Origin of the sequence: Chryseobacterium cucumeris, from assembly GCF_001593385.1 — a bacterium.
GTDB classification, from domain to species: Bacteria; Bacteroidota; Bacteroidia; order Flavobacteriales; family Weeksellaceae; genus Chryseobacterium; species Chryseobacterium cucumeris.
Genome location: NZ_LUVZ01000001.1, coordinates 41,197 through 62,296, shown reverse-complemented (window position 1 = coordinate 62,296; position 21,100 = coordinate 41,197). Strand labels below are relative to the sequence as shown.

24 protein-coding genes are annotated in these 21,100 nt (G+C 34.1%); 11 read left to right on the top strand and 13 right to left on the bottom strand.

The window, feature by feature from the left end:
• Nucleotides 1-50: 50 nt before the first annotated feature.
• Nucleotides 51-833 carry a YdcF family protein gene (locus tag A1704_RS00300; protein ID WP_062669356.1) on the bottom strand — a complete coding sequence of 261 codons (783 nt, stop codon included), beginning with the start codon at nucleotides 831-833 and terminating at the stop codon, nucleotides 51-53.
• Between the two features lie 645 nt (nucleotides 834-1,478).
• Between A1704_RS00300 and A1704_RS00295 the strand changes: the two genes are divergently transcribed.
• The 7 genes from A1704_RS00295 to A1704_RS00265 all read left to right on the top strand — a co-directional run bounded on the left by A1704_RS00295 (nucleotide 1,479) and on the right by A1704_RS00265 (nucleotide 7,805).
• On the top strand, nucleotides 1,479-2,240 hold the full coding sequence (locus tag A1704_RS00295; RefSeq protein WP_062669355.1) for an O-methyltransferase: 762 nt from the start codon (nucleotides 1,479-1,481) through the stop codon (nucleotides 2,238-2,240).
• A 418-nt stretch (nucleotides 2,241-2,658) separates the two neighbouring features.
• The gene (locus A1704_RS00290) at nucleotides 2,659-4,773 is read left to right on the top strand and encodes a carboxy terminal-processing peptidase (RefSeq protein WP_062669353.1); all 2,115 of its coding nucleotides are present in this window, start codon (nucleotides 2,659-2,661) and stop codon (nucleotides 4,771-4,773) included.
• Between the two features lie 150 nt (nucleotides 4,774-4,923).
• Nucleotides 4,924-5,250 (top strand): ArsR/SmtB family transcription factor, encoded by a 327-nt coding sequence (locus tag A1704_RS00285; protein ID WP_062669351.1) that lies wholly within the window; start codon nucleotides 4,924-4,926, stop codon nucleotides 5,248-5,250.
• A 193-nt stretch (nucleotides 5,251-5,443) separates the two neighbouring features.
• Entirely contained in the window at nucleotides 5,444-5,917 is a 474-nt protein-coding gene (locus A1704_RS00280; RefSeq protein WP_062669349.1) for an SRPBCC domain-containing protein, read from the top strand.
• Between the two features lie 209 nt (nucleotides 5,918-6,126).
• On the top strand, nucleotides 6,127-6,705 hold the full coding sequence (locus tag A1704_RS00275; RefSeq protein WP_062669347.1) for a YdeI/OmpD-associated family protein: 579 nt from the start codon (nucleotides 6,127-6,129) through the stop codon (nucleotides 6,703-6,705).
• 18 nt (nucleotides 6,706-6,723) lie between these two features.
• On the top strand, nucleotides 6,724-7,122 hold the full coding sequence (locus A1704_RS00270) for a DoxX family protein (protein ID WP_062669345.1): 399 nt from the start codon (nucleotides 6,724-6,726) through the stop codon (nucleotides 7,120-7,122).
• A gap of 128 nt (nucleotides 7,123-7,250) precedes the next feature.
• The gene (locus A1704_RS00265) at nucleotides 7,251-7,805 is read left to right on the top strand and encodes a DUF4256 domain-containing protein (RefSeq protein ID WP_062669343.1); all 555 of its coding nucleotides are present in this window, start codon (nucleotides 7,251-7,253) and stop codon (nucleotides 7,803-7,805) included.
• Between the two features lie 10 nt (nucleotides 7,806-7,815).
• Here A1704_RS00265 and A1704_RS00260 read toward each other — a convergent pair whose 3' ends face one another.
• A complete protein-coding gene (locus A1704_RS00260; protein ID WP_062671498.1) occupies nucleotides 7,816-8,778 on the bottom strand; it encodes a hypothetical protein in 963 nt (320 codons plus the stop codon).
• 1,002 nt (nucleotides 8,779-9,780) lie between these two features.
• Between A1704_RS00260 and A1704_RS00250 the strand changes: the two genes are divergently transcribed.
• The 3 genes from A1704_RS00250 (at nucleotide 9,781) to A1704_RS00240 (ending at nucleotide 11,240) form a co-directional block, all read left to right on the top strand.
• Nucleotides 9,781-10,038 carry a hypothetical protein gene (locus A1704_RS00250; protein WP_062669339.1) on the top strand — a complete coding sequence of 86 codons (258 nt, stop codon included), beginning with the start codon at nucleotides 9,781-9,783 and terminating at the stop codon, nucleotides 10,036-10,038.
• A gap of 53 nt (nucleotides 10,039-10,091) precedes the next feature.
• Nucleotides 10,092-10,766 (top strand): hypothetical protein, encoded by a 675-nt coding sequence (locus A1704_RS00245; protein WP_062669338.1) that lies wholly within the window; start codon nucleotides 10,092-10,094, stop codon nucleotides 10,764-10,766.
• 78 nt (nucleotides 10,767-10,844) lie between these two features.
• Nucleotides 10,845-11,240, top strand: coding sequence for a hypothetical protein (locus A1704_RS00240; RefSeq protein WP_062669336.1), 396 nt, complete (start codon nucleotides 10,845-10,847; stop codon nucleotides 11,238-11,240).
• A 14-nt stretch (nucleotides 11,241-11,254) separates the two neighbouring features.
• Here A1704_RS00240 and A1704_RS00235 read toward each other — a convergent pair whose 3' ends face one another.
• The 5 genes from A1704_RS00235 to A1704_RS00215 form a co-directional block, all read right to left on the bottom strand.
• Entirely contained in the window at nucleotides 11,255-12,109 is an 855-nt protein-coding gene (locus tag A1704_RS00235; RefSeq protein WP_062669335.1) for a putative phage abortive infection protein, read from the bottom strand.
• Nucleotides 12,110-12,841: a hypothetical protein gene (locus tag A1704_RS00230; RefSeq protein WP_062669333.1), complete on the bottom strand. Its 732-nt coding sequence runs from the start codon at nucleotides 12,839-12,841 to the stop codon at nucleotides 12,110-12,112. It abuts the gene before it with no gap.
• Nucleotides 12,842-12,898: 57 nt separating this feature from the next.
• Nucleotides 12,899-13,114 (bottom strand): hypothetical protein, encoded by a 216-nt coding sequence (locus tag A1704_RS00225; RefSeq protein ID WP_062669332.1) that lies wholly within the window; start codon nucleotides 13,112-13,114, stop codon nucleotides 12,899-12,901.
• Between the two features lie 71 nt (nucleotides 13,115-13,185).
• A complete protein-coding gene (locus A1704_RS00220; protein WP_131797459.1) occupies nucleotides 13,186-13,509 on the bottom strand; it encodes a hypothetical protein in 324 nt (107 codons plus the stop codon).
• Between the two features lie 80 nt (nucleotides 13,510-13,589).
• A complete protein-coding gene (locus A1704_RS00215; RefSeq protein ID WP_062669328.1) occupies nucleotides 13,590-13,892 on the bottom strand; it encodes a hypothetical protein in 303 nt (100 codons plus the stop codon).
• A 125-nt stretch (nucleotides 13,893-14,017) separates the two neighbouring features.
• On the opposite strand from A1704_RS00215, the gene A1704_RS23950 reads away from it, so the two are divergent.
• The gene (locus tag A1704_RS23950) at nucleotides 14,018-15,313 is read left to right on the top strand and encodes an AbiH family protein (RefSeq protein ID WP_082798671.1); all 1,296 of its coding nucleotides are present in this window, start codon (nucleotides 14,018-14,020) and stop codon (nucleotides 15,311-15,313) included.
• On the opposite strand, the gene A1704_RS23945 is transcribed toward A1704_RS23950, so the two are convergent.
• The 6 genes from A1704_RS23945 to A1704_RS00180 all read right to left on the bottom strand — a co-directional run bounded on the left by A1704_RS23945 (nucleotide 15,308) and on the right by A1704_RS00180 (nucleotide 21,035).
• Nucleotides 15,308-15,700: a hypothetical protein gene (locus tag A1704_RS23945; protein ID WP_062669326.1), complete on the bottom strand. Its 393-nt coding sequence runs from the start codon at nucleotides 15,698-15,700 to the stop codon at nucleotides 15,308-15,310. The two genes, A1704_RS23950 and A1704_RS23945, sit on opposite strands and share 6 nt — an antisense overlap.
• A gap of 297 nt (nucleotides 15,701-15,997) precedes the next feature.
• Nucleotides 15,998-16,345, bottom strand: coding sequence for a hypothetical protein (locus tag A1704_RS24275; protein ID WP_131797458.1), 348 nt, complete (start codon nucleotides 16,343-16,345; stop codon nucleotides 15,998-16,000).
• Nucleotides 16,342-16,587 (bottom strand): hypothetical protein, encoded by a 246-nt coding sequence (locus tag A1704_RS00195; protein ID WP_162268218.1) that lies wholly within the window; start codon nucleotides 16,585-16,587, stop codon nucleotides 16,342-16,344. Before A1704_RS00195 ends, A1704_RS24275 begins: the two co-directional genes overlap by 4 nt.
• A gap of 272 nt (nucleotides 16,588-16,859) precedes the next feature.
• Nucleotides 16,860-17,054 (bottom strand): hypothetical protein, encoded by a 195-nt coding sequence (locus tag A1704_RS00190; RefSeq protein ID WP_062669320.1) that lies wholly within the window; start codon nucleotides 17,052-17,054, stop codon nucleotides 16,860-16,862.
• A 512-nt stretch (nucleotides 17,055-17,566) separates the two neighbouring features.
• A complete protein-coding gene (locus A1704_RS00185; RefSeq protein ID WP_082798670.1) occupies nucleotides 17,567-18,859 on the bottom strand; it encodes an HlyD family efflux transporter periplasmic adaptor subunit in 1,293 nt (430 codons plus the stop codon).
• Entirely contained in the window at nucleotides 18,819-21,035 is a 2,217-nt protein-coding gene (locus tag A1704_RS00180; protein ID WP_062669316.1) for a peptidase domain-containing ABC transporter, read from the bottom strand. Before A1704_RS00180 ends, A1704_RS00185 begins: the two co-directional genes overlap by 41 nt.
• Nucleotides 21,036-21,100 lie beyond the last annotated feature (65 nt).

The following is a 21,100-nucleotide window of genomic DNA, read 5'->3' as shown; positions in this document are numbered from 1 at the left end:
ACACCTAAGTTAGTTTAAGTGTCCGGTTTTTATATCATAGTTTTAAATAACTATCCATTCAACCCCAGGCTGTTATACAGCTGCACCTGCCATATTCCCAACACTTCTTTGAGCATCACAAAAGTAAATGCTGCATTATAACTGTTAGGAAATACAGTAATTTCAGTATCTATAATATCTGAAGCTTGAGGAACCGGGTTTAATCCAAATGTCTGAAACAAAGCCATAGATCTTTTCATATGAAACCCGGAAGTAACCAGGTATACATCAGAAGGAGCCATCTGCTGTAAGATCTTGCTGGAATATTTTGCATTTTCATATGTGTTCATGCTTTTATCTTCTTTTATGATATCAGCATCTGATACTCCCATCTTTTTAAAATTTTCGCTGAATAATTCTGCTTCACTTTTGTGTCCTCTTCCCTTTCCGGAAATCAGTATTTTACAAGGCAGATTATTGGTCTTGTATTCATGATACAACTGATAAGCCGTTACCATTCTGGAATAAGACATGGTATGCAGCTTTTCTGTGCGTTCAAAATCTACAATTCCACCTCCCAATACAATAATAACAGGGTTTTGAGGAGGTTTATTTTTAGTCACAATTGTACCCACATAATTTTTCTGCAGATATCCGGAAGTCAGTTTTCCCAGAAAGCCATTTCCTATGAAAATGATCATTAAAACAGCAAAAAAGCCAACTCCTATTCTCAGATTTTTGCGTTTGTTTTTTCTTTTGAGCAGAGCAATGATGACTACCGCAAGAAATAATAAAAAATAAGGTTCTGTAAAAAGCTGAACAACACGGAATAAAAGGTCTAATAAAAATTTCATTTTCGAATACTATTGATTAATGCCGGAAGGCATAGAAACCTCAAAGATAAGGCAATTTCCTGAGTATCGTTTTCCACAGCATTAGACTATTAAAAATGATCAGAATAATTTCGTCTCATTTTTCTTTCTGTTTATCCAATTATTTTATACATTTGCAAACAACACACTTTTTAGTGTGTTAACGAAAACCAAATACCTACCCAGTGAAAAAGCAGAATAGTATCGCCATTTTTATGACCGTACTCCATATATTTTTGGACAGACATTTTTGTAAAGAAAAAAACAAAAACTCTTCCCAAATTATAAAGAAATGATTTCTCCTTTAAACAGCTGAAATCAAAGAATATGATCTTTTGCGAATCAAACAGATCCCGCAAATTATTGTATAAACATCTGCCTAATCAACAAAATCTGTTAACGAAGCTCCCAGCACGTTTAGTAATCATCCTTGGTTTTTTAAAACAAAGAAAATCAATGTTTTAAAACTTAACATTCACATCAAAATAAGATCTTTCACTGATTGATTACCGGACTCTGTTTATTAAAAAATCTTAAACAGATTTACTCTCAAAATTAATATTGCCTCAATGCAATATGGTTTTTAATAAGATACATTTGTCTTGTAACTTTAATACAATCAATGAAATGTCAACAGTTCTCAAAACATTTGTAGCTTATCTTAAAAGACCTGCTCTTTATCCTGAACTGGGCAGAAAAATCATTAAAAATACGGTAAGCAGAAGAAGTCCGTTCAAAGGAAAAGCAAAAACAAATTCCTGGGCTGCCTCCATAGCAGTTTCCCAAAAAGAAGCGGTTTCCAGGCTTTTTTCTATGAACACTGATCAATTCAGATCTACCTTTGCTGATATTCTGGAAAAAGCCAGTTTAAAAGAACAAGAATGTCCTATTACAATGGGTGGACCTGGTGCTCTGGAGCTTATTTATTACGCCTGTGAATTTACCAAAGCACAAAACGTTCTGGAAACAGGTGTGGCGTATGGATGGTCTTCTCTGGCCATATTGCTTTCCCTTCAACAAAGAAATGGTACACTCTACAGCTCAGATATGCCTTATCTTGCTCAGGATGGTGATCAATATGTAGGATATGTTGTTCCTGAAAACCTTAAAAAGTATTGGCAGTTATTCCGTTTTGCAGACAGAGAATCATTACCTAAAATTTTTAAAAAGGTTTCCTCTTTTGATGTTTTCCACTATGATTCTGACAAAAGTTACCACGGAAGAATGTGGGCTTACCATCAGATTTATAAAAGATTGAAGCCTGGCGCAGTCTTTATTAGTGATGATATTGGTGACAATTCCGCTTATCAGGATTTTTGTATCAAAAAAAACATAGAAACGACCGTAGTAGAATACAATGGAAAGTATATCGGTATTTTTATAAAATAAACAATCTAAAAATCTCCCGCAGATCACGCAGATATCGCATATTGCAGAAATAGTTGAAAGAGGTAAAGGTGCATTTCTTACAAGAAAAAGGAAATACAGATCTCATTTAATTCTATAATAATTTAAATAATCAGCCTCATGTTCTTACACGAGACTAATTATTTAATATTTCTTCAGATAAATTATATAAATAATAGCTATACAATATTTTAAGAAGTCTAATCACCGAAACCTTAAACTTATCTTAAAATCCCACTCTACAACTCCTTATTACCAATATTTTTCATACATTCACGTGATTTTATAAAAGTATATTGAAAACTCTTATTTGCTACTATTTTCAATCATCAAATGGGAAAATACATCAATTAATAGCAATAAAAAAGCATAGTTTTCAATTAAAAGCACAATCATAGATATGTTGAAAAATTTTAGAGCCGTTCGTTTATTACTTCTTCTTCCGCTTACATTTTTCGTGTTCGGTTTTCGTCCTCCTCTCAATGAAGAAGAAAAGATGCAGATCATCATGGTCAATACAAAGAATATTTTGTCTTATCTGCATTACAGCCCCAAACCTATTAATGATGCGTATTCAAAAGAAGTGTATAAACAGTATTTTGAATCTATAGATCCTACAAAAACCTATTTCCTGCAATCTGATATGGATGAGTTTCGTAAATATGAAACCAAACTGGATGATTATCTGAACACGGGAGATTTGACTTTTTATAAACTGACAGTCGATAAATTGTATCAAAGGATTGATGAAATTGATAAAATGACGAAGGATATCTTCAGTAAACCCATCAATCTGGAAGAAGATGAAATACTGACTTTAGAACCCAAACTGAAAAATGCACCAGCCAACAAACAGCAGCAGTACAATGAATGGAGGAAGTATGTGAAATACAATATTCTGCAGGAGATAGAATCCATAAACAGGAAAAGCGAAGAAAAGAAGAAGGAAGATTCTAACAATAAAGAAAACACCAGTAAGCCTGAAGTGCTGAGCCAGGATGAAAAGATAAAAAAAGCGACAGAAAATGTGAAAGATCTTCTGGAAGAAAAATTTATCCGATTCAGGAAAAGGCAAAAAATGGATTGGTTTACTGTATATATCAATGCGTATACTCATATTTTCGATCCTCATACCAATTATTATTCACCGCAGGGAAAGAAAGATTTTGATATGGACTTCAAAGGAAAAATCATCGGGATAGGCGCCGTAATTCAGGAAAAGAAAGGAAACCTCTATATCGGTACATTATCCATTGGAGCTCCGGCATGGAAGACCAAGCAGCTGACTGAAGGTGATAAGATCTTAAAAATAAAATCTACTCCCGATACTGATCCTGTAAACGTTGTGGATATGCTTTCCAGCGAAGCCATTAAATTAATCAGAGGTGAAAAAGGAACGCCAATCACTTTAACCGTACAGAAAAAGGACGGAACGATTCAGGATGTGACCATTATCCGTGAAGAAATATCGATTGAAGATACTTTCGCTAAAAGTATTATCATCAATGCATCCGATAAAAAATACGGGCTTATTAATCTACCCAAGTTCAATGCGGATTTTGAAGATAAGGACGGCAGAAATGCTTCTGATGATATTAAAAAAGAAATCATCAAACTTAAAGAACAAAATATCCAGGGAATTGTTTTGGATCTTAGGGGGAACTCTGGCGGTTCTTTAACGGAAGTTGGTGATATTATGGGACTTTTCATGGATGCAGGCCCTTATGTACAGGTAAAAGATGGAAATGGAAAGATTACCACATTAAAAAATAAAAATGAAGTTCCCATCTGGAACGGCCCACTGGTAATTCTGCAGAATGAATTGTCTGCTTCCGCAGCAGAAATTTTAGCCGGTGTGATGCAGGATTATGGAAGAGCAGTTATCATGGGTTCTCCTGTTTCGTATGGAAAAGGAACGGTACAGGTATTTGTAGATTTGAACAGGTTTTTAAATACGGAGGAAGATTTTGGTTCCATAAAACTAACCATTCAGAAATATTACAGAATCACCGGAGAGTCTACCCAGAGAAAAGGTGTAAGCTCAGATATCCAGATGAAAGATATCTTTTCTTATGCAGACATCGGTGAAAAATATGATGACTATGCATTAGCCTGGGATAAAATACAGGGGACTAGCTTCAATAAACAAAACTTTCTTAATATTCAGGCTTTGCAGAAAGTAAGTGCAGAGAGAATTGCTAAAAACGATAATTATAAGCTATTACTTGAATACGCTCAATGGAAAGAAAATCTGGGTAAGGAAAAAACAGTGCCTTTGAGCATACAAAAATACAGCGATCTGATGAAGCAGAGAAAAACTCAGGATGATAAGTTCAAAGTATTAAAAACATTAGAAAGTGGTCTTACATTTACCATGTATCCAAAAGATATTGAAAGAGAGAAAAATGACGCCGCATTCAAAAATAAATCGGAGGTATGGATTAAAAATCTGCAAAAAGACCTCTACCTGCAGGAAGCCATAAATATCGTTGAAGATCTGGAAGTAAGATCTTAAGCATACTTCCCTATTCTCCTATAAAAATTCAAAGCTCAACAATGTATTCCCTTATATTGTTGAGCTTTTTTCATTATAATCAAAAATTTATTACAAAATATTTGCGTAGCTAAATAACTACACATATATTTGTAGTCAAATAACTACACGATGAATTTAAGAAGAGATGTATTTCAGGCGATAGCAGATCCTACAAGACGATCTATACTGATGTTAGTAGCGACACACTCGATGACAGCAGGAGCCATTGCCTCCAATTTTGATACGGCAAGACCCACTGTTTCAAAACATCTCCAGATCCTTACAGAATGTGAACTGCTGCGATCTGAACAAAACGGCAGAGAAATTATCTATCACCTAAATCCCAATAAAATGAAAGAAATAGCCGATTTTATAGAACCCTTCCGCAACATGTGGGATGAGAAATTCAACAAGTTGGAAAGTGTGATGAAAGCGTATCAGAATAAAGAAGCGTGATGCGAGGTGCAAGATACGTGTTTCGGGGTACAAAGTTTCAAGATAGATTGGATAAATGAATTGCAATTTAAAATACCTCGAACCTCGTAAACACAAAACCCCGGATGTCGCATCCCGAACCCTTGAACTCTCCTATTCTAATGCAAAATAACCCGGATCTCGCATCCCGAAACTCAAAACCAAAACCCAAAATATGGAACTTAAAACAAAAATCCAGGCAGAAGGCGGCAAACAGGAAATCTTCATCATCAGAGAATTTGACCTTCCCGTAGAACTTCTTTTCAAGGCGTATACAGAAACTGAATTGTTCGAACAATGGATGGGAACGAAAGTAACCCATTTCGAAAACAAACAACATGGAAGTTACCGCTTTGAAACATCAAATCCTCAGGGCGATGTGGTTTTCAGTGCCAATGGAACTATTCATGACATTGTTCAGAATGAAAAAATTATAAGAACTTTCCAGATGGAAAACACCCCATTTCCGGCTCAGATGGAATTTTTAGAATTTGAAAAGTTAACGGACACCACCAGCAAAATCACGATCCAAACCATTTATAAATCTGTAGACTTTAGAGACCAGCACCTGAAAATGCCTTTTGCACAGGGTATTAATATGGCGCATAATCGTCTGCAGGAATTGTTGGGTGGTGAGAGGAAGAGATAATAGACGATATGGGATACGTGTTTCGAGGTGCGGGGTGCGAGGTTTATAAACTACCCTGAATAACTCGAATCCCGAAACCCGAAACTCTCCCACTCTAATACCCTCAAACCTGAATAACTCAAATCACACCCCAAAATAACCCGAATCCCACATCCAGTAACCCAAAACTCTCCCACTCTCAAACCCTCAAACACATAAACCCAGAACTCATGAATCCAAAAGTTAATTTTTTCTTCGAAAATGCCGGACAATGGCAGGAAGAATTTGAAAAATTAAGAGCTATTGCCCTTAGTACTGAGCTTGTAGAAGATTTAAAATGGGGCTGTCCCTGTTATACCTATGAAGGGAAAAATATTTTCCTGATCCATGGTTTTAAAGAATATTGTGCGCTTCTCTTCTTTAAGGGAGCTTTGATGAAAGATCCTGATCATATTTTGATTCAGCAGTCTAAAAATGTACAGGCCGCAAGGCAGATTCGTTTTACCGAAGTAGCACAAATTAATGATTTAGAGGAAGTTCTTCGCTCTTATATGTTTGAAGCCGTTGAAATAGAAGAATCGGGTGCTAAAGTAGAAATGAAGAAAACAAAAGAGTTTGAAATGGCTGAAGAATTTCAGGAAAAGCTGGATCAAGATCCTGCATTACAGGAAGCTTTTAAAGCATTAACTCCCGGAAGACAAAGAGCTTATCTTCTCCACTTCTCCTCTGCAAAACAATCTAAAACCCGTGAAGCCCGCATTGAAAAATGCATCCCACAAATCATGGACGGAATAGGATTAAACGACTAATTATATAAAAAAACAATCATGAACACACCACAACCCTCACAAAAAAGAACAAAAATCATCTATTGGATATTCACCCTTTGGATGGCTTTGGGAATGGTTTCAACAGCCATTGTCCAACTGATGAAAAACAAAGATGAACTGGCCAATTTTACTAATCTCGGCTATCCTTCTTATCTGATGACCATCATCGGAGTCTGGAAAATTCTGGGCGTTATGGCCATCTTAATTCCTAAGCGACTAATACTCAAAGAATGGGCTTACGCAGGATTTTTCTTTGTCATGTCAGGCGCTGTAATTTCCCATCTTATCGTTGGTGATACGGCCGGCAGAACTTTTCCTGCGGTATTATTATTGGTACTGGTCATTATTTCCTGGTATTTCAGACCTGCAGAAAGAAAAATTACGATTACTGATTAATAATTTTAGAGATTCAGAAATTTTATCACAGGTAAAATCCTTTCGTCTTTAAACAAACCATTATTAATAAAATTTGCGTCTTCGCGATTTCCAACAACACCAATCAACATAACAAAATAAAATTTGACATGAAAAAGAAACTAACCCAGGAACAAATCAACGAGCTTTTGAAAACACTAAAAGCCCGTTTTGAAAAAAATATGAACCGTCATAAAGATCTGAAATGGGAAAAAATCCAACAAAAACTGGAAGCCCATCCCGAAAAGGTCCGTTCTTTATACGAAATGGAAACTACAGAAGGTGAACCCGACGTGGTAGATTATAATAAAAAAACAGATGAATACTCTTTCGTTGACTGTTCTCCGGAAAGCCCCAAACGCCGAAGCTTATGCTATGATTATCCTGCCTGGGATGCCAGAAAAGCCAACAAACCGGAAAGCAATGTCATTGATACCGCTTCTGAAATGGGCATTGAACTTTTGACAGAGGAAGAATATCGTCAACTTCAGGAATTGGGAAAATTTGACCAAAAGACTTCAAGCTGGATCAAAACACCACCACAGATCCGTGAACTTGGAGGTGCTATTTTCTGTGACAGACGGTACAATACTGTATTTACTTATCACAACGGTGCAGATTCTTATTATGCCGCAAGAGGCTTTCGAGGGTTATTAAAAGTATAAAGGAGAATTCTTAGCTGGGATCTCTCAACCAGGGAGATTCCACACTCCAGAAAATAATATTAACGCCAAGATAGTTTTCAGCATATTCTGTAAATTCTTCTTTGGTAAAATGTTTCTTCGTTTTCGGGTTTTTATACGTCAGCGTCGGCTCCTGAACGGCCATGGCTACAAGAGAAAGCTTTCCTTTATACTGATTAAAAAAAGGATAAGAGTTTTTCATTTGTGCTTTTTTATCAGGAACAATATCTGGTCCACCCAATCCGATATTATTTTTATACGCAAAATCGAACAGTCTGGACATATATTGGTGATCATTTTCCCATTCACACGGAAAGAAATTAACATATTGCAATACGTAAGACTGATGGAAAGCGGTTCTTGCAAATTGTAAATTTTCCAATTCAGCCTGAAAATAACGGTCGCAGCTAAATCCTGTTTTATCTTTTTTCATATCAATATCTATCGCTATTTCCGGAAGATTAATCCCCTGTATTTTTCCGTCAAATTGCTTTGCCAGTTCACCTATCAGCTTCTGAAATCTCATTCGGACCGCTGGATTCCATTGCTGGGTAGCCCAACCGTTTCCAACTGGTTTATTTTCACCCGGATTATCATACTGAGGAATCAATCCTCCTGTATACTCTTTATCTTTCAACACATACTCCGGAATATATTTTGCCTGTGGTTCAAAAAATCTGTCCTGAAGCTGGATAAATAGCTTTTTGTTAAGACTTGTCAGATAATTCAGATCTTTCTCAATAACAGAAAAATCATATACATCTTTTGATGTTTCCAAAGCTTTCCAGTTATAGACAATCTGTACTCCGCCAATATCTTTACGGGTAATCAGTTTTTCAATTCCATGCAGATCTCCCGAGGACGTATAAATATAATTCTGAGGAGTCTGTCCCCCGACAAAACATACACCTAAAATAAATAATCCTAAGCCCAGCACTTTAGCACTCTTTTTCATTACAATCACTTTTAAAGAGTAAATCATTTTTCATGCCTAAAAACATCAGACATTTTTAGGAGCATTAAAATAGTATTTCATGATGAGCAATGTTTTTAAACATTTTTGTGCACTTAGATAAAGCATAATTAACATGCCGTAAGTATTAGTAATTTCAATGTATTTTTTTAATTAATATTTTTCCTTAAAATCTATTTTATTAAATATTAATTTTCACCAAAAAATCATTATCTCTTCATATCCTATTTTTAATATAAAAGTAGGGCATACTCTATAAAAACGTTATTAAATAAAGGTTTACGGGGTTTTGTAAAATCATGGTAACGATTTGGTAATGGTGCACATTTCACTTGATTTCAAAGAATTGCCTTCATAACTCTATAGTATAAAAATACAAAATTAAATATATGTAGATAGCTTGCAAATTAAATATATAAGTTTCGAATAAATAATCTCCTCAAATGTAGTGCTGTAAAAAATGTCCTCTCAAACAATCAGCAGCACATTTTATCTTCTTTTGTGACCGTAGCGGTACATTTTCCGAACACTTTTATAAAAGATTTAGATAAAATTGCTAAACTCTCATCATTTATTATCTCATAAAATATTAACTCCGATATGCAATTCCATTTCGGATATTGGGATGCGGTATGATTTTCGGTGGTGGCTCTTCTGCTTCATCAAAAAAATAATTTCTACAGCTTAAATGCTGTATTTAACTTAATGGAAAAATAAAAGACGTCTATAAACCGTCTTTAAAATTCACATAATCGATAATCAATTCCCTAGGAATCCGAATGTCTACTAAATAAGAAAGCTCCTTAGAGTGGAACCCATTAGCCAATTCATAAATTTTTGATAAACATTCAACAGCGGGAGAATCAGTTCTCCCTTTTAGGTACAAAATAAAATCCTCTAACATTTCCATTACTTCGCATTTTTTAAATTGTTACTTAATGCTTAATCTCTAATATCGGAAAAAATAATTAAAAAACCTAGAAAATGGACAAAGTTAATTTCTACAACTTCCTAGAAGAAAAAGGATATCAAAAAGAGACTATCCGGGAAGCAAACGGAACTACTTTCTGTACCAACTACCAGAAAGAACTATCAGAGAATACATGGAACTCTCTGACTGTACACAAGGACAAAACAATTACAGGCGCATCACCAAAGAATGGAATATTATTTAAACAGATTCCACAGCCAGAAGCGAAAGATGATGCTGTAAACTTATTAATTAAAATTGAAGAATACTGATTTTAGTATTGTAGTATAATGTTTAAGTATATTTACAATTTAACCTACAAATCATGAGCATTGTCTTAAAACTAAAAGAAAGCATTACATTAGAATTTATTAAAGAACATCTATCCGTCATTGTTGCAGTACCCTATATAATTGGAGGAATGATCCAATTTTTTGCATTAACGGAAATTTCAATGGATTTACTTAAGTTTTTTTCATTATCTCAACTGTTAATTGATGGCATTTTACTTCTTGCAAAATTTTCATTGTTATATTTTTTGGTACAGATTTTAAGTGTTATTTATCGAGATATTCTATTTGAATATAAAACATTTTCCAACTTATACTTTTTTATTCTTTCATTATTGACTATTGGTATGGTAGCGAGATTAGGTTATCTTAGGTTAACAGATCCATTTAACGAGTCTCTATTTTACGTGATGAATCTTTGCCTTTTTGGCTTTATTATTATTTTTGCAGGCATCTTTATTTATCTACAAAAATTGTATTCCAAAATAATAGGAATTACCTTTTTTGCGATAGTACTAAATATAATTCCTGGTAAGAGATCAAATATTGAAAATTTTGATGTGATCACAAAAGAGTTAAAATCTAAATATAAAAACGTGGAATTATCTTACTACAATGACCAATTTCTATTTTATGAAACCAACATAGGAAAAGATGATAACAAAATAATTATAAAGAAAATAGATGAAATTTTCGAAGATCACAAATAACGAAAATAGCAACGACACAAACCCCAAGCCTTTTATTCGCACTTAAAGGAAAAGAACTAAATTTAGAGAAAAACAAACATGAATAATCACTTTTTTAAAGCAGGTAATTTTGCTAACAACTATGGAAATCAAGATTATACTATTACAGAGTATGATATTGAACAGATGGAAAGATTTGATACGGACGCATTTCTACCAATACCATTATCGGAAGAATGGTTAGTTAAACTAGGATTTGAGATGCCTAATGAAAAGAAAGAAAAAATCAATACATACAGCAAAGATGTAAACGACCAAGAAATATTGAAAATTGTTGTAGAAGATGGGGATATTATGGAATTTAACCTTCTACGTACTAATGATTTTGGTGAAAAAAGCTATGAGCATATAACTAATCAAAGCAAATTCTTCACTGTGCACTATCTTCAGAACTTAATGAAAAATTTTGAGAAACCAGGATTTCCTTATAGGTAATGATAAAGCCCCAATTAAGAGGCTTTTGTTTCGTATGCTGTATCTTTATAAACCTCTTTTAATCCTTTATTTGGAAGAAATGACAAATCAATATTATGAAGTAGAGAATAAGATTCAACTAGAGGTTTAAACTTTTCCTTGCCATTTTCATGCAAACAATTATAAAATAAGAGTATTTGTTCAGAGTTAGAAAGCTGAGCTCTTATTATTGACATATATCTTTTCCTATCAATATTATCTGTTTCATGGACAAATTTAACTAAGTGATAGAGCGTTCTAAAATAATGCCCTAATAAGTCATTTCGCTCTTTATAAAGTCTGTTATATACTAATACTAAATCATTTTCCGTGACAGCTTCCTCTTGTGTTGCAAAATTTAAATATTTTATGCGGTCAGAGAACTCGTCTGTATGCATTTCTTCTATCAAGTAGCCGCCTAATGAATAAGCCATTTTATTTATTGCTTTTCTTGATTTAACCAGCTCATTACCCCATTCAAATTCAATATTTTCTATTATATTACTTAATAATGTTATCATCTGAAAAAATGTATTTTCGAATCGTTGAACCCGGAGCGTTTCATTTTGCTCGATAAATTCATCTCTCGTTTGCTCCATTTCATTGCGAGTTAATTCTAATTCATTACGTTGAAGTTTTAACTCTTGTCTTTGAAGAAGAATAGCTATAATAACACCTACAAAAGAAAGCCCAGTAAACAGCGCATTTGCTGCTCCGAACATATCTCCAAAAAGTCCCTGATAATCTTTACCTAGGTCTGTTGCATATAAATAGTTTTGCCATAAAACAAAGCTCATAAAAGCCATTGATCCTAGACCAATCAGCCAGAAAACCCAATTGTTATTCTTCATCTACTTATTGTTTTTTGAGTGTCCGAAAAAATATCCAAGAATTAATAAGAATGCACTTTCAACAATTTTAATAGGCTCTCGTTCAAGAAACATCATGACTAGCAAACATATACCCATAAATAATAACAAGACTGAACCTACAATTGATGCTATAGATTCACGATCTAAAAATTTTAATATAACATCTGACTTGTCTTTCCATGACTGAGTTTTTGCTGTCAAAAACTCCTTTTCCGAATTAATATCACTCTTAATTTGCTGGTGTTGCTTGAGTAGTTGTTCACTCACCTCATTTTGCTGTTTCAAATCTTGAATTTCTCTTAGAAGCTCCTCTTTAACACTGTTTTCAGGAAGTCCATCAACGAGTTCATTGATGGAATTGACCCTGGAAGAGCTTTTTAACTGATTTATTCTTATCTGAATATAATCTTTAATATCATTTAGTTTATATTTTATTGAAACATTAAATCCTGTAAAATTGTCTCCTACATTATTTATGCTAAAATTTTCCTTATTAGTATATACGAAAGAGTGTTTATTAATAAAATCTTCATTTGATAATAAATCATCAATTAATTTAAGCTTCTCTTCTAACTCATTTTGTTCCAAAACTGATATTGTCCTGGTATCTAATTTTAAATCTTTTAGCAAATCTTCAAAAGCACCATAAGCATGTAGTTTAACATATTTTCTAGCACTTTCTAAGTCTGGGAACACCATTTGATTACTCATAATTAATAGCTTTTCCACAAATATAACAAAAAGCCCTCTCAAAGAGAAGGCTGTAATCTATAATCCTGGTAAATTCGACGGTTTACCATATTCATCGCTAAGAATCAATTTTTCTAATTCCTGTGCATAACTATCATTTCTGCTGATTTCGCTTTCTAATCTAGTTGTTCTAATCTCCCTTTCGCGTAGCGCCATTGATATTTCCTTAAATACCCTTTGTTGTTGTTTTGCTACTAATAATACCTGTTTTAAAATTTCCTTGTCTTTTACCATTGCATATAATTTTAAGGTTATATCTCTAATATAATGAAATTAAACAACTTATCAAACACTTAATGCTTTTTTTACAATAAATATTTGCGAAAACTTCCTGAACGAATAAGTTCCGGATCTAAGCAGACTTTCTTTCTCCAGAACTCGTAATTTTCTTTTCTATATTGCTCGTCGTTTTCCCGCACAATAGGTTCCTTAAGGTAAATTAGGAGATTGGAGAAGCCGTCAAACAAATTGGGATACAACTTTTGGTCAGTTTGTTTTAGCAGCTTTTCAATTCTATACGATAGTTTTGAATAACAATTCTTAGTATAGTTATCATTAGCCAGATGGAAGCAGAAGTAGCTTATATCCTCAACTTCTAAACCAAAAATGATTTCTTCAACGTAGCTCATGAATATATTTCCTAATACTAGAAAATCCGCCTCCATGAATTTTGTTATTGTTTTATAGTGATTATATTCGGAAATAGCCATTAGAAATTATCAATATAGGTACTATAAGGATTAGGATAATTTTCTTTTACTGAATCAAAAATTCTTTGTACCCAATTGGAATTTTCGGCAGCCGTAGGTCCAGCATAGCCATTATGACTGCTATTAGTTTCAAATCTAAATAAGATACCTTGTAGGTTTCTATTACCGACATCTGTAGATGCAAAAAAATAGCCGTCATTGGTTACTCTATACTGAGTGTGGACTGAATCATCAGTCTCAGCCATTAATTTTGCAAAATTCTCAATTGTGAATTCTTCTGGATTGTTTAAATTGATTTTCATGTTACTGTTTTTATTTACTAAAATACAAAATATTAGCATATAATAGCTGCTGAATATGCACACTAAAATCATGGCAATAACTATCTCAAACAGTGTTTTTTTATTACTTTTACAAAAAAACTAATATGATAAATAGAATTATCTTGATCGGAAATGGTTTTGATCTAGCTCACGAGATGCCAACCTCATATAATAATTTCATTGATAATTTTTGGTCAGACATCAATCAACAGTTACTCAAATCTAATGGTAAATACATATCAGATGATTTCTCAATTGCTTATTCGCACACTTATGCAGATGGATACATTTATCATGCAGTTAAAGAAAGTGAAACATTATTAAAGGACTATTATAAAAATCATGCACGCTCTCATGCAAATTATGCCAATCTAAATCTTGACAATGATTTCCTTTTTCAAATTTCAAAAAAGTCTTTCGAGAATTGGGTTGATATTGAAAATGAATATTATGAGATTATTCTGTCTCTCCTAGCAGATAAAAATGCCAGAAGTGGAGGCATAGAACAATTAAATAAAGATTTGCTATCGATCAAAAACCATCTCCATTCCTATCTGGATAAGATCCAAGAAAATTTTAATCATTCTGAAAAAATTGTAAAGCACATTAAAAGATTCTTTAATGAACCATTTAAAATGAAAGATTTCTCTGAAGAAGCTAAGAAAAAAATATTTGATGAGAAATGGGAAAAATTCAAACACATTTCGCTTTCTGAAGAATATAGCACTGAGAGCCATATGTTTACAGATCCTTTTGATAAGTTTCTTTTTAAGAATGCTAACAGGGGGATCCTTGGAGAGACTGCCTTTAAAGATATTATAAGAATGAATGAAGATAATTTTTTTAATGATGAGGTGGGATTTCCAGAAGTTATAACATTTAATTACACTTCTACAGAAAACCTGTATGGTGAACCGGAGGATTTTCGCACCACACATATTCACGGAGAAATAACCAATGATAGAAATCCACTTATTTTTGGATATGGCGATGAATTAGACGATTCGTATTCTATGATAGAAAAACTACAAAACAATGCCTTTCTAGACAATATGAAATCAATTAATTATTCTAAAACAAATAACTACAAGCATATTTTATCCGTTTTAGAAAGTGGTCTATTCCAAGTTTATGTTATGGGGCATTCATGTGGAAATTCAGACAGAACCTTATTGAATACTATATTCGAGCATGACAATTGCGCCTCTATCAAAATATTCTATTATCAAGACTCGGAAAAGTCTGATAAATATCTCGAAACTTACAAGAATATATCACGAAATTTCAATAATAAAGCAAAACTTAGAGACAGAGTTGTAAATTGGCAATTGTCAGAACCATTAGTGCCATACGAACTAAAGTTGGAAGTTATGGAGGATATGAAAAAAGCTAGTTTATAATACTAACCCTTTATTGTTCTCTAAGAAATAAGGCTTGCTTTTTCTTCTTTCGAGCATTTCCCTGTTTTCGGATATCCATTGATTGAAATTATCAGGAGTTGTAGAAACATAACTTTGAGATGCTTCGGGAGCAAGATTTTGACCATTGTTGATTTCATTGATTAATTCTTCTTGTGATTTAAGAATCATTGTTCGAAAGCATTTACAGGAAACATGCCAGGAAGACCATTTAAACTCTTTTGGGTAATTTCCCTGCAGTTCATCACACATGTCATAAACTTTATGTTGTGGGCTTAGATTAATTCTTTGCCCTACAACATCATTGTTACTCATGATTCTGAGTTGTTCAGCTTCCCTGTATGCAGTATTGATTTCATTGGAGGCCAAACGTAATGCATTTTTGTGAGCAGAACGGTATACGCCCTGTCCCGGATGAAAGGCTTTAGCGTTTTTGGAAAGAACTAAATTCCCATGCTTATCCCGAACTCTACGAAATAAAGCATCGGGATTATTTAGGTTATATTTTATCTTCCGGGCCAGATCTTGTGCAGATATTCCGTCGCTTAGCGCATCGTCTATGTCAAATTCAAGGTTTTCTCTTACCTGCTTAGAAATAACTCTCTGTGATATGTTAAATTTACTCTTTTTCCGTTCCTGAAATGCTTTAAGAGCTTTTTTGTTTGCCTATTGTTTGGATATATCCAGCACTCTTGCTTCATATGCTGCATGTGGAATCCGGTCTTTGATTTTATTCAGATTGTCGATGAGCTGTTCGTTTACCTTTTGGTTTCCGTAATCCCATTCGTATTGACTGTAAATTCTAATTTGGGAAATTAAACCGTCTTTGTACTTGTTGATAGCCTGGCTTACACCTTTCATGATTCTTCCATAATCTTTAAACCGAAATAACCTTTTTCCTACCTTTAAGCCAACCACCAATAGAACGATTTCCCGCACTAAATCTTCATACAGAGCATTTATTGACCTGAGATACTTATTTATTCTTCTAATATGTTTCTCGTCTGGACTCATAACAACTCATTTCCAGCTTTTTTCTCCATTTCAACATTACTTTCTTCCAGTTCCTGTTCTAAATCTTTCACTCCTGCCCTTTCCATTGTTGTTTTCTGGCTAAATAATGGCTGATTTCCGTTTGCTTTCATAAGCATACGATAAAATGCTGCTTCGTTGTTGATGATGTAAGGAGTGACCGTCACATTTATGAAAACAGCTTTCTTATACGTCAGAGTAAGTACATCAGCAAACTGTTTCACATCAACATTATCAACATTAAATTTTTCTGAAAAAGCTGTCACTACAGCCTTAATATCATTCTCTGCTAAATTTAAGAATCCTCCAAAAAGTGTTTGTCGTGTATTCTAGAATGATCATAGGAAATTCCTTGACCGACTGTTTGGGTTCTATAGGTGTTTATTAATAGATATAAATAAATTATTCAACAGGAAAATCAAAAATAAAATACCATCGACTTCTGTTGCGACAAGTTTTAGGTATCGTAAACTTTCAATATTTACCAATTAAGTATTTACACTTCAATTTCATTTATATTTTGATGTGCTTTGAGCCATAGTTCAAATTTAATCAGATCGGCACGACCTAGTGTTGTATACGATAGCCATTCATGATCCAGATTCTCAAAGCCAATATTTGCTTCCGGAATTACACTTTTCACATATGCGTTCAACTCATCCAGCACCTCAACGCGCGTATCAAATATCATCAGCCTGAGAAGGATTTTAGCTACTTTATCATCATCTATTTCTTTACCGAGCTTATATTTTTTGATCGTATATTTCTTACAGCTTCAGATATAAGGGTACATCTTAAGTGTGAGAAACAAACGCTAACCAATTGGAAAAAACAGGCGTTGCATCACTTTTGAACGCCGGAGTGTACACAGCCCCTAAGCCAGGAATTTACGAAGTCAATTACGAAGTACAACTGGAAGCCGGCATTGATCTTAGTGTACTGCGGGGGTAAAAAATTAGGAGTCCTTAAAAATGGAACTACAGTATTTGAAGAAGAAACGCTATTCTTATTAATTCTAAAATAAGCAACAAGGCTAAATATGCGGAATTTAACCGCGTACGTACGGTTGTTCCGGCAGTTCATAAAAATTGCGTTGCTAGGTGAATCTCATTGGAATGTACAATAAGATCCTAATGACTCTACCTCATACTTTTATAAGATAAACATCGATAGCAGATTCATTTTAATCATTTATCATTATTTTTAGAAGTTCAGAATAACTTTTTCGAGAACCCTTTCATAAAGTCTTTTGTTGTCAGTCAAAATCTCTCCTTCTCCGACTACTCCATCCGAAAGAATCGTACCGCCAGCAGCTGTGATCGCCAAGTCTACCATATACTTCTTTTCATCACCGTTTACCGTTTTAACAGTGTTTCCCAAAAACGAAACTTTTATCACCTTTGCTTTTATGACTCCGTATTCTTCATGAGGAAAATTATTGAGTCTTATCAGTACATCCTGGCTTTGTTTAATTTTACCCAATCCGAAATCTGAGATAAGCATCTGGCCATTGACTTTATTGGATGCGGGAACAATCGCAAAGATGGGATCCTGATGATTTATATATTGATTATTTTTAAGAAAACTTAAAAATTGTACCTTTCCACCAACAGGTGCAATAATCAAAAAAGCTCTTTTCCAAGCCCTGATTTTATTAATAAGATCATTATAGCTATTGTATAAGTCGGAGATAAGTTTTTCCTCTTTTTCCGTTTTCAGGATCCGTGCTTCTGTGCTTTTATTTTTTGTACTTAGAATTTCCTGATCCAGTTTATGAATCTCCTGTTTAGTCGTATTATTATATTGGAGTGCGTTGAGATAGTTTTGCTCTGTATCTTCGAATTGCTGCTGGCTAATGATCTGGGCATCCCTAAGCACGGAATCTCTTGTAAGCTTATTGTACTCCAATTTGTCGTTCTTGTTGATCATTTTAACCCTGTCCTTCTGTAAGTGCAGCTGCTTCTCCTGTTTACTTGCAAGATTGTCTAAAAGCTTCTGCTGTTTATCATAAAGGTCGTTTTTAGAAAAAAGGACATATTGCTGTAAGGCATTAACGAAAGTAAAATAGTTGTTATTGATCTCTCCAACATGAACTATTTTAGGAAGTGCCTGGTAAAATGAAGCAAAATCTGTATCCGCATTAAAATTTAGCATTGTTTTTTCCAACGCTAACATTTCCTGAAAAGAGGCTTCATTTTCAATATAAGCGACAATATCTCCTTTATTAACAGCTTCGTGGTCTTTTTTCAAAATAACTACCGGCCCCTGATGATTGGCCACAAGAGATATGGATGGATTATCTGCCACGATCGTGACAGACCCTTTATAAGAATCTGGATATTTTATCGCAAATAAGGCGCTGATAAGTACTAATAGAAGTAAACTAATCAAAACAAAAATCCGTATACTGATATTACTCGGTATTCGTGAAACTAGAAAAGTAATTTCCTCCGAATTAGGCTGTGGTGGTCTCTGTATGTAATTTCTCGGTTCCATTTAAAACATTTATTTGACTTTCAAAAAGCTTATAATAATGTCCCTTTTGATTCATAAGGGTCATGTGATTTCCTCTTTCTATAATCCTACCGTCTTTCATTACGATAATCTGATCTGCGTCCATAATGGTACTTAAACGATGGGCAACAATTACAACCGTTTTATTAACGAATACTCCGGAAAGAGAATGAACAATATTTTTTTCATTGATTGAATCAAGTGCATTGGTCGCCTCGTCCAGAAATATATATTTCGGATTTCGGTATAAAGCTCTTGCGATAAGTATTCTCTGCTTTTGTCCACCACTTATCCCCCTTCCGTTTTCACCTATTTTAGTTTTGTACCCCAAAGGCATATTCTCAATCTCTTGTGTCATGTTTGCAATAGCAACGACATCTTTTAGCAATTTATAATCAATATTATTTGTGTTGAGGACAATATTATTTAATACAGTATCATTAAATATCTTACCGTTCTGGAAAACACTCCCACATTGATCTCTCCAGTTAGAAATGCTTATGTTCTTATAATTCATCTCACCCACTGTAATATCACCGGCCGAAGGCTCATATAATCGCAGTAAAAGCTTTAGTATTGTAGATTTGCCACTACCGCTGTCTCCCACAAAAGCAGTAGTCTTTCCTTCGGGGATGACAAAATTTAGATTCTGTAATACGTATGGCTGGCGGGCAGAATACTGAAAGTAAACATTTGAAAACTTTAAGGTTCCCGAGGAAGGCAGCGTAAAGCTGTTATTTTCATAATTATCTTCTTCGGGCAAACTCTTGATCTCGCGAATTCGACTAAAGCTTAATTTCGCCATCTGGAAACCCAGAAAAAACTGAACCAGTTGCTGAATCGGACCATTCAACATTCCCAGTATCATTTGAATGGACAAAAGCTCTCCAAGGGTCATTTTAGCATTAATCACAAGCACTGCACAATAAAAAGTAATTGATACATTTTTAAGATTATCAATAACCTGCGCTCCCACGTTCTGTCTGTTCGTAATGGATTGCATCTGAAGATTTTGCTTAAAGATTTTGGCCTGTATCTCGTCCCATTTCAGTTTTCTGGAAACCTCATAGTTATTGATCTTAATTTCCTGAATATTATTAATCGTTTCAATCCAGAATCCCTGGTCCTTGCCCATTAAAGCAAAATAATTCATATCAACCTGTTTTCTGGCTTTAAAAAAAAGAAATATATAGGTAAGATAAATTGCAGTACCCGCTGTGAAAATGAGGAAAACGGGAATGCTGTAAATCACAAGAACAAAAATGAAAGCAGAAAATGATAAAAGAGAAAAAATAATATTCAAAGAATTTCCCATAATAAAACTTCTTATTCTTTCATGGTCATGGGCCCGTTGCAGAATGTCTCCCGGATGTTTATTCTCAAAAAAACTGAAAGGCAGTTTTAAAAGCTTCGATAGATAATCTGAAATAATATTAACGCTTACTCTGTTTGAAACCTGCAGGATGATCCAGTCCCGTATAATCGTTGAAAAAAAAGAACAGATAATAAGCGCCAGATTAGCAATAAGGATCATCTTAATAAACTGTAAATCCCTTTTGTTCACTCCGATATCGATTACAGATCTGGAGATAAACGGAAGAAATAAATTCAATCCCGTAATTATAGTCATTACTACAAGTAATAAAAACAGTATTTTTTTGTAGTTTGAAAAATACCTGAGGAAATCGAACAGCGTATTCCTCTGCTCAATGACTTCTTCAATATGGACAGTTTTAAAATTATGGGCAGGTTCAATCAAAAGGGCAATTCCCTTTTCATTGTCTTTTTTCCATTTCCTTTGAAATTCATCCAGCCTGTACACAACCTTCCCCCTTGCCGGATCCGATATATAAATCTTATCTCCCTTAATTCGATAGATAACAACAAAATGACTTTCACCCCAGTGAAGAATCGCGGGTAGATGAACCTGTGATTTTAATTCCTGAAAAGTACAACGTACTGCGTGGGACTTGATTCCGATTTTTTCGCAGGCATATATCAGGTCAGCCAGAGAGACTCCCTCCTTTGTTATGCTGCATAAATCCCTCAGAAATTGTAACGAATAATATCTTCCGTAATGTTGGGCTATTATCCTCAGACATGTTGGACCACAATCCATTTTATCATACTGCCTTTCGTGCGGAAAGCTTTTGATCATTAGTTTTTTTTGCAAAATAATAACCTCTAAGAATATAAAAAAAACCATAACTCAACAATTAATAG

What these genes read in the sequence shown, in the direction of transcription:
- A1704_RS00300 (WP_062669356.1), bottom strand. Translation starts at nt 833, where the DNA reads ATGAAATTTTTATTAGACCTTTTATTCCGTGTTGTTCAGCTTTTTACA.
- A1704_RS00295 (WP_062669355.1), top strand. Translation starts at nt 1,479, where the DNA reads ATGTCAACAGTTCTCAAAACATTTGTAGCTTATCTTAAAAGACCTGCT.
- A1704_RS00290 (WP_062669353.1), top strand. Translation starts at nt 2,659, where the DNA reads ATGTTGAAAAATTTTAGAGCCGTTCGTTTATTACTTCTTCTTCCGCTT.
- A1704_RS00285 (WP_062669351.1), top strand. Translation starts at nt 4,924, where the DNA reads ATGAATTTAAGAAGAGATGTATTTCAGGCGATAGCAGATCCTACAAGA.
- A1704_RS00280 (WP_062669349.1), top strand. Translation starts at nt 5,444, where the DNA reads ATGGAACTTAAAACAAAAATCCAGGCAGAAGGCGGCAAACAGGAAATC.
- A1704_RS00275 (WP_062669347.1), top strand. Translation starts at nt 6,127, where the DNA reads ATGAATCCAAAAGTTAATTTTTTCTTCGAAAATGCCGGACAATGGCAG.
- A1704_RS00270 (WP_062669345.1), top strand. Translation starts at nt 6,724, where the DNA reads ATGAACACACCACAACCCTCACAAAAAAGAACAAAAATCATCTATTGG.
- A1704_RS00265 (WP_062669343.1), top strand. Translation starts at nt 7,251, where the DNA reads ATGAAAAAGAAACTAACCCAGGAACAAATCAACGAGCTTTTGAAAACA.
- A1704_RS00260 (WP_062671498.1), bottom strand. Translation starts at nt 8,778, where the DNA reads ATGAAAAAGAGTGCTAAAGTGCTGGGCTTAGGATTATTTATTTTAGGT.
- A1704_RS00250 (WP_062669339.1), top strand. Translation starts at nt 9,781, where the DNA reads ATGGACAAAGTTAATTTCTACAACTTCCTAGAAGAAAAAGGATATCAA.
- A1704_RS00245 (WP_062669338.1), top strand. Translation starts at nt 10,092, where the DNA reads ATGAGCATTGTCTTAAAACTAAAAGAAAGCATTACATTAGAATTTATT.
- A1704_RS00240 (WP_062669336.1), top strand. Translation starts at nt 10,845, where the DNA reads ATGAATAATCACTTTTTTAAAGCAGGTAATTTTGCTAACAACTATGGA.
- A1704_RS00235 (WP_062669335.1), bottom strand. Translation starts at nt 12,109, where the DNA reads ATGAAGAATAACAATTGGGTTTTCTGGCTGATTGGTCTAGGATCAATG.
- A1704_RS00230 (WP_062669333.1), bottom strand. Translation starts at nt 12,841, where the DNA reads ATGAGTAATCAAATGGTGTTCCCAGACTTAGAAAGTGCTAGAAAATAT.
- A1704_RS00225 (WP_062669332.1), bottom strand. Translation starts at nt 13,114, where the DNA reads ATGGTAAAAGACAAGGAAATTTTAAAACAGGTATTATTAGTAGCAAAA.
- A1704_RS00220 (WP_131797459.1), bottom strand. Translation starts at nt 13,509, where the DNA reads ATGAGCTACGTTGAAGAAATCATTTTTGGTTTAGAAGTTGAGGATATA.
- A1704_RS00215 (WP_062669328.1), bottom strand. Translation starts at nt 13,892, where the DNA reads ATGAAAATCAATTTAAACAATCCAGAAGAATTCACAATTGAGAATTTT.
- A1704_RS23950 (WP_082798671.1), top strand. Translation starts at nt 14,018, where the DNA reads ATGATAAATAGAATTATCTTGATCGGAAATGGTTTTGATCTAGCTCAC.
- A1704_RS24275 (WP_131797458.1), bottom strand. Translation starts at nt 16,345, where the DNA reads ATGAGTCCAGACGAGAAACATATTAGAAGAATAAATAAGTATCTCAGG.
- A1704_RS00190 (WP_062669320.1), bottom strand. Translation starts at nt 17,054, where the DNA reads ATGATATTTGATACGCGCGTTGAGGTGCTGGATGAGTTGAACGCATAT.
- A1704_RS00185 (WP_082798670.1), bottom strand. Translation starts at nt 18,859, where the DNA reads ATGGAACCGAGAAATTACATACAGAGACCACCACAGCCTAATTCGGAG.
- A1704_RS00180 (WP_062669316.1), bottom strand. Translation starts at nt 21,035, where the DNA reads ATGATCAAAAGCTTTCCGCACGAAAGGCAGTATGATAAAATGGATTGT.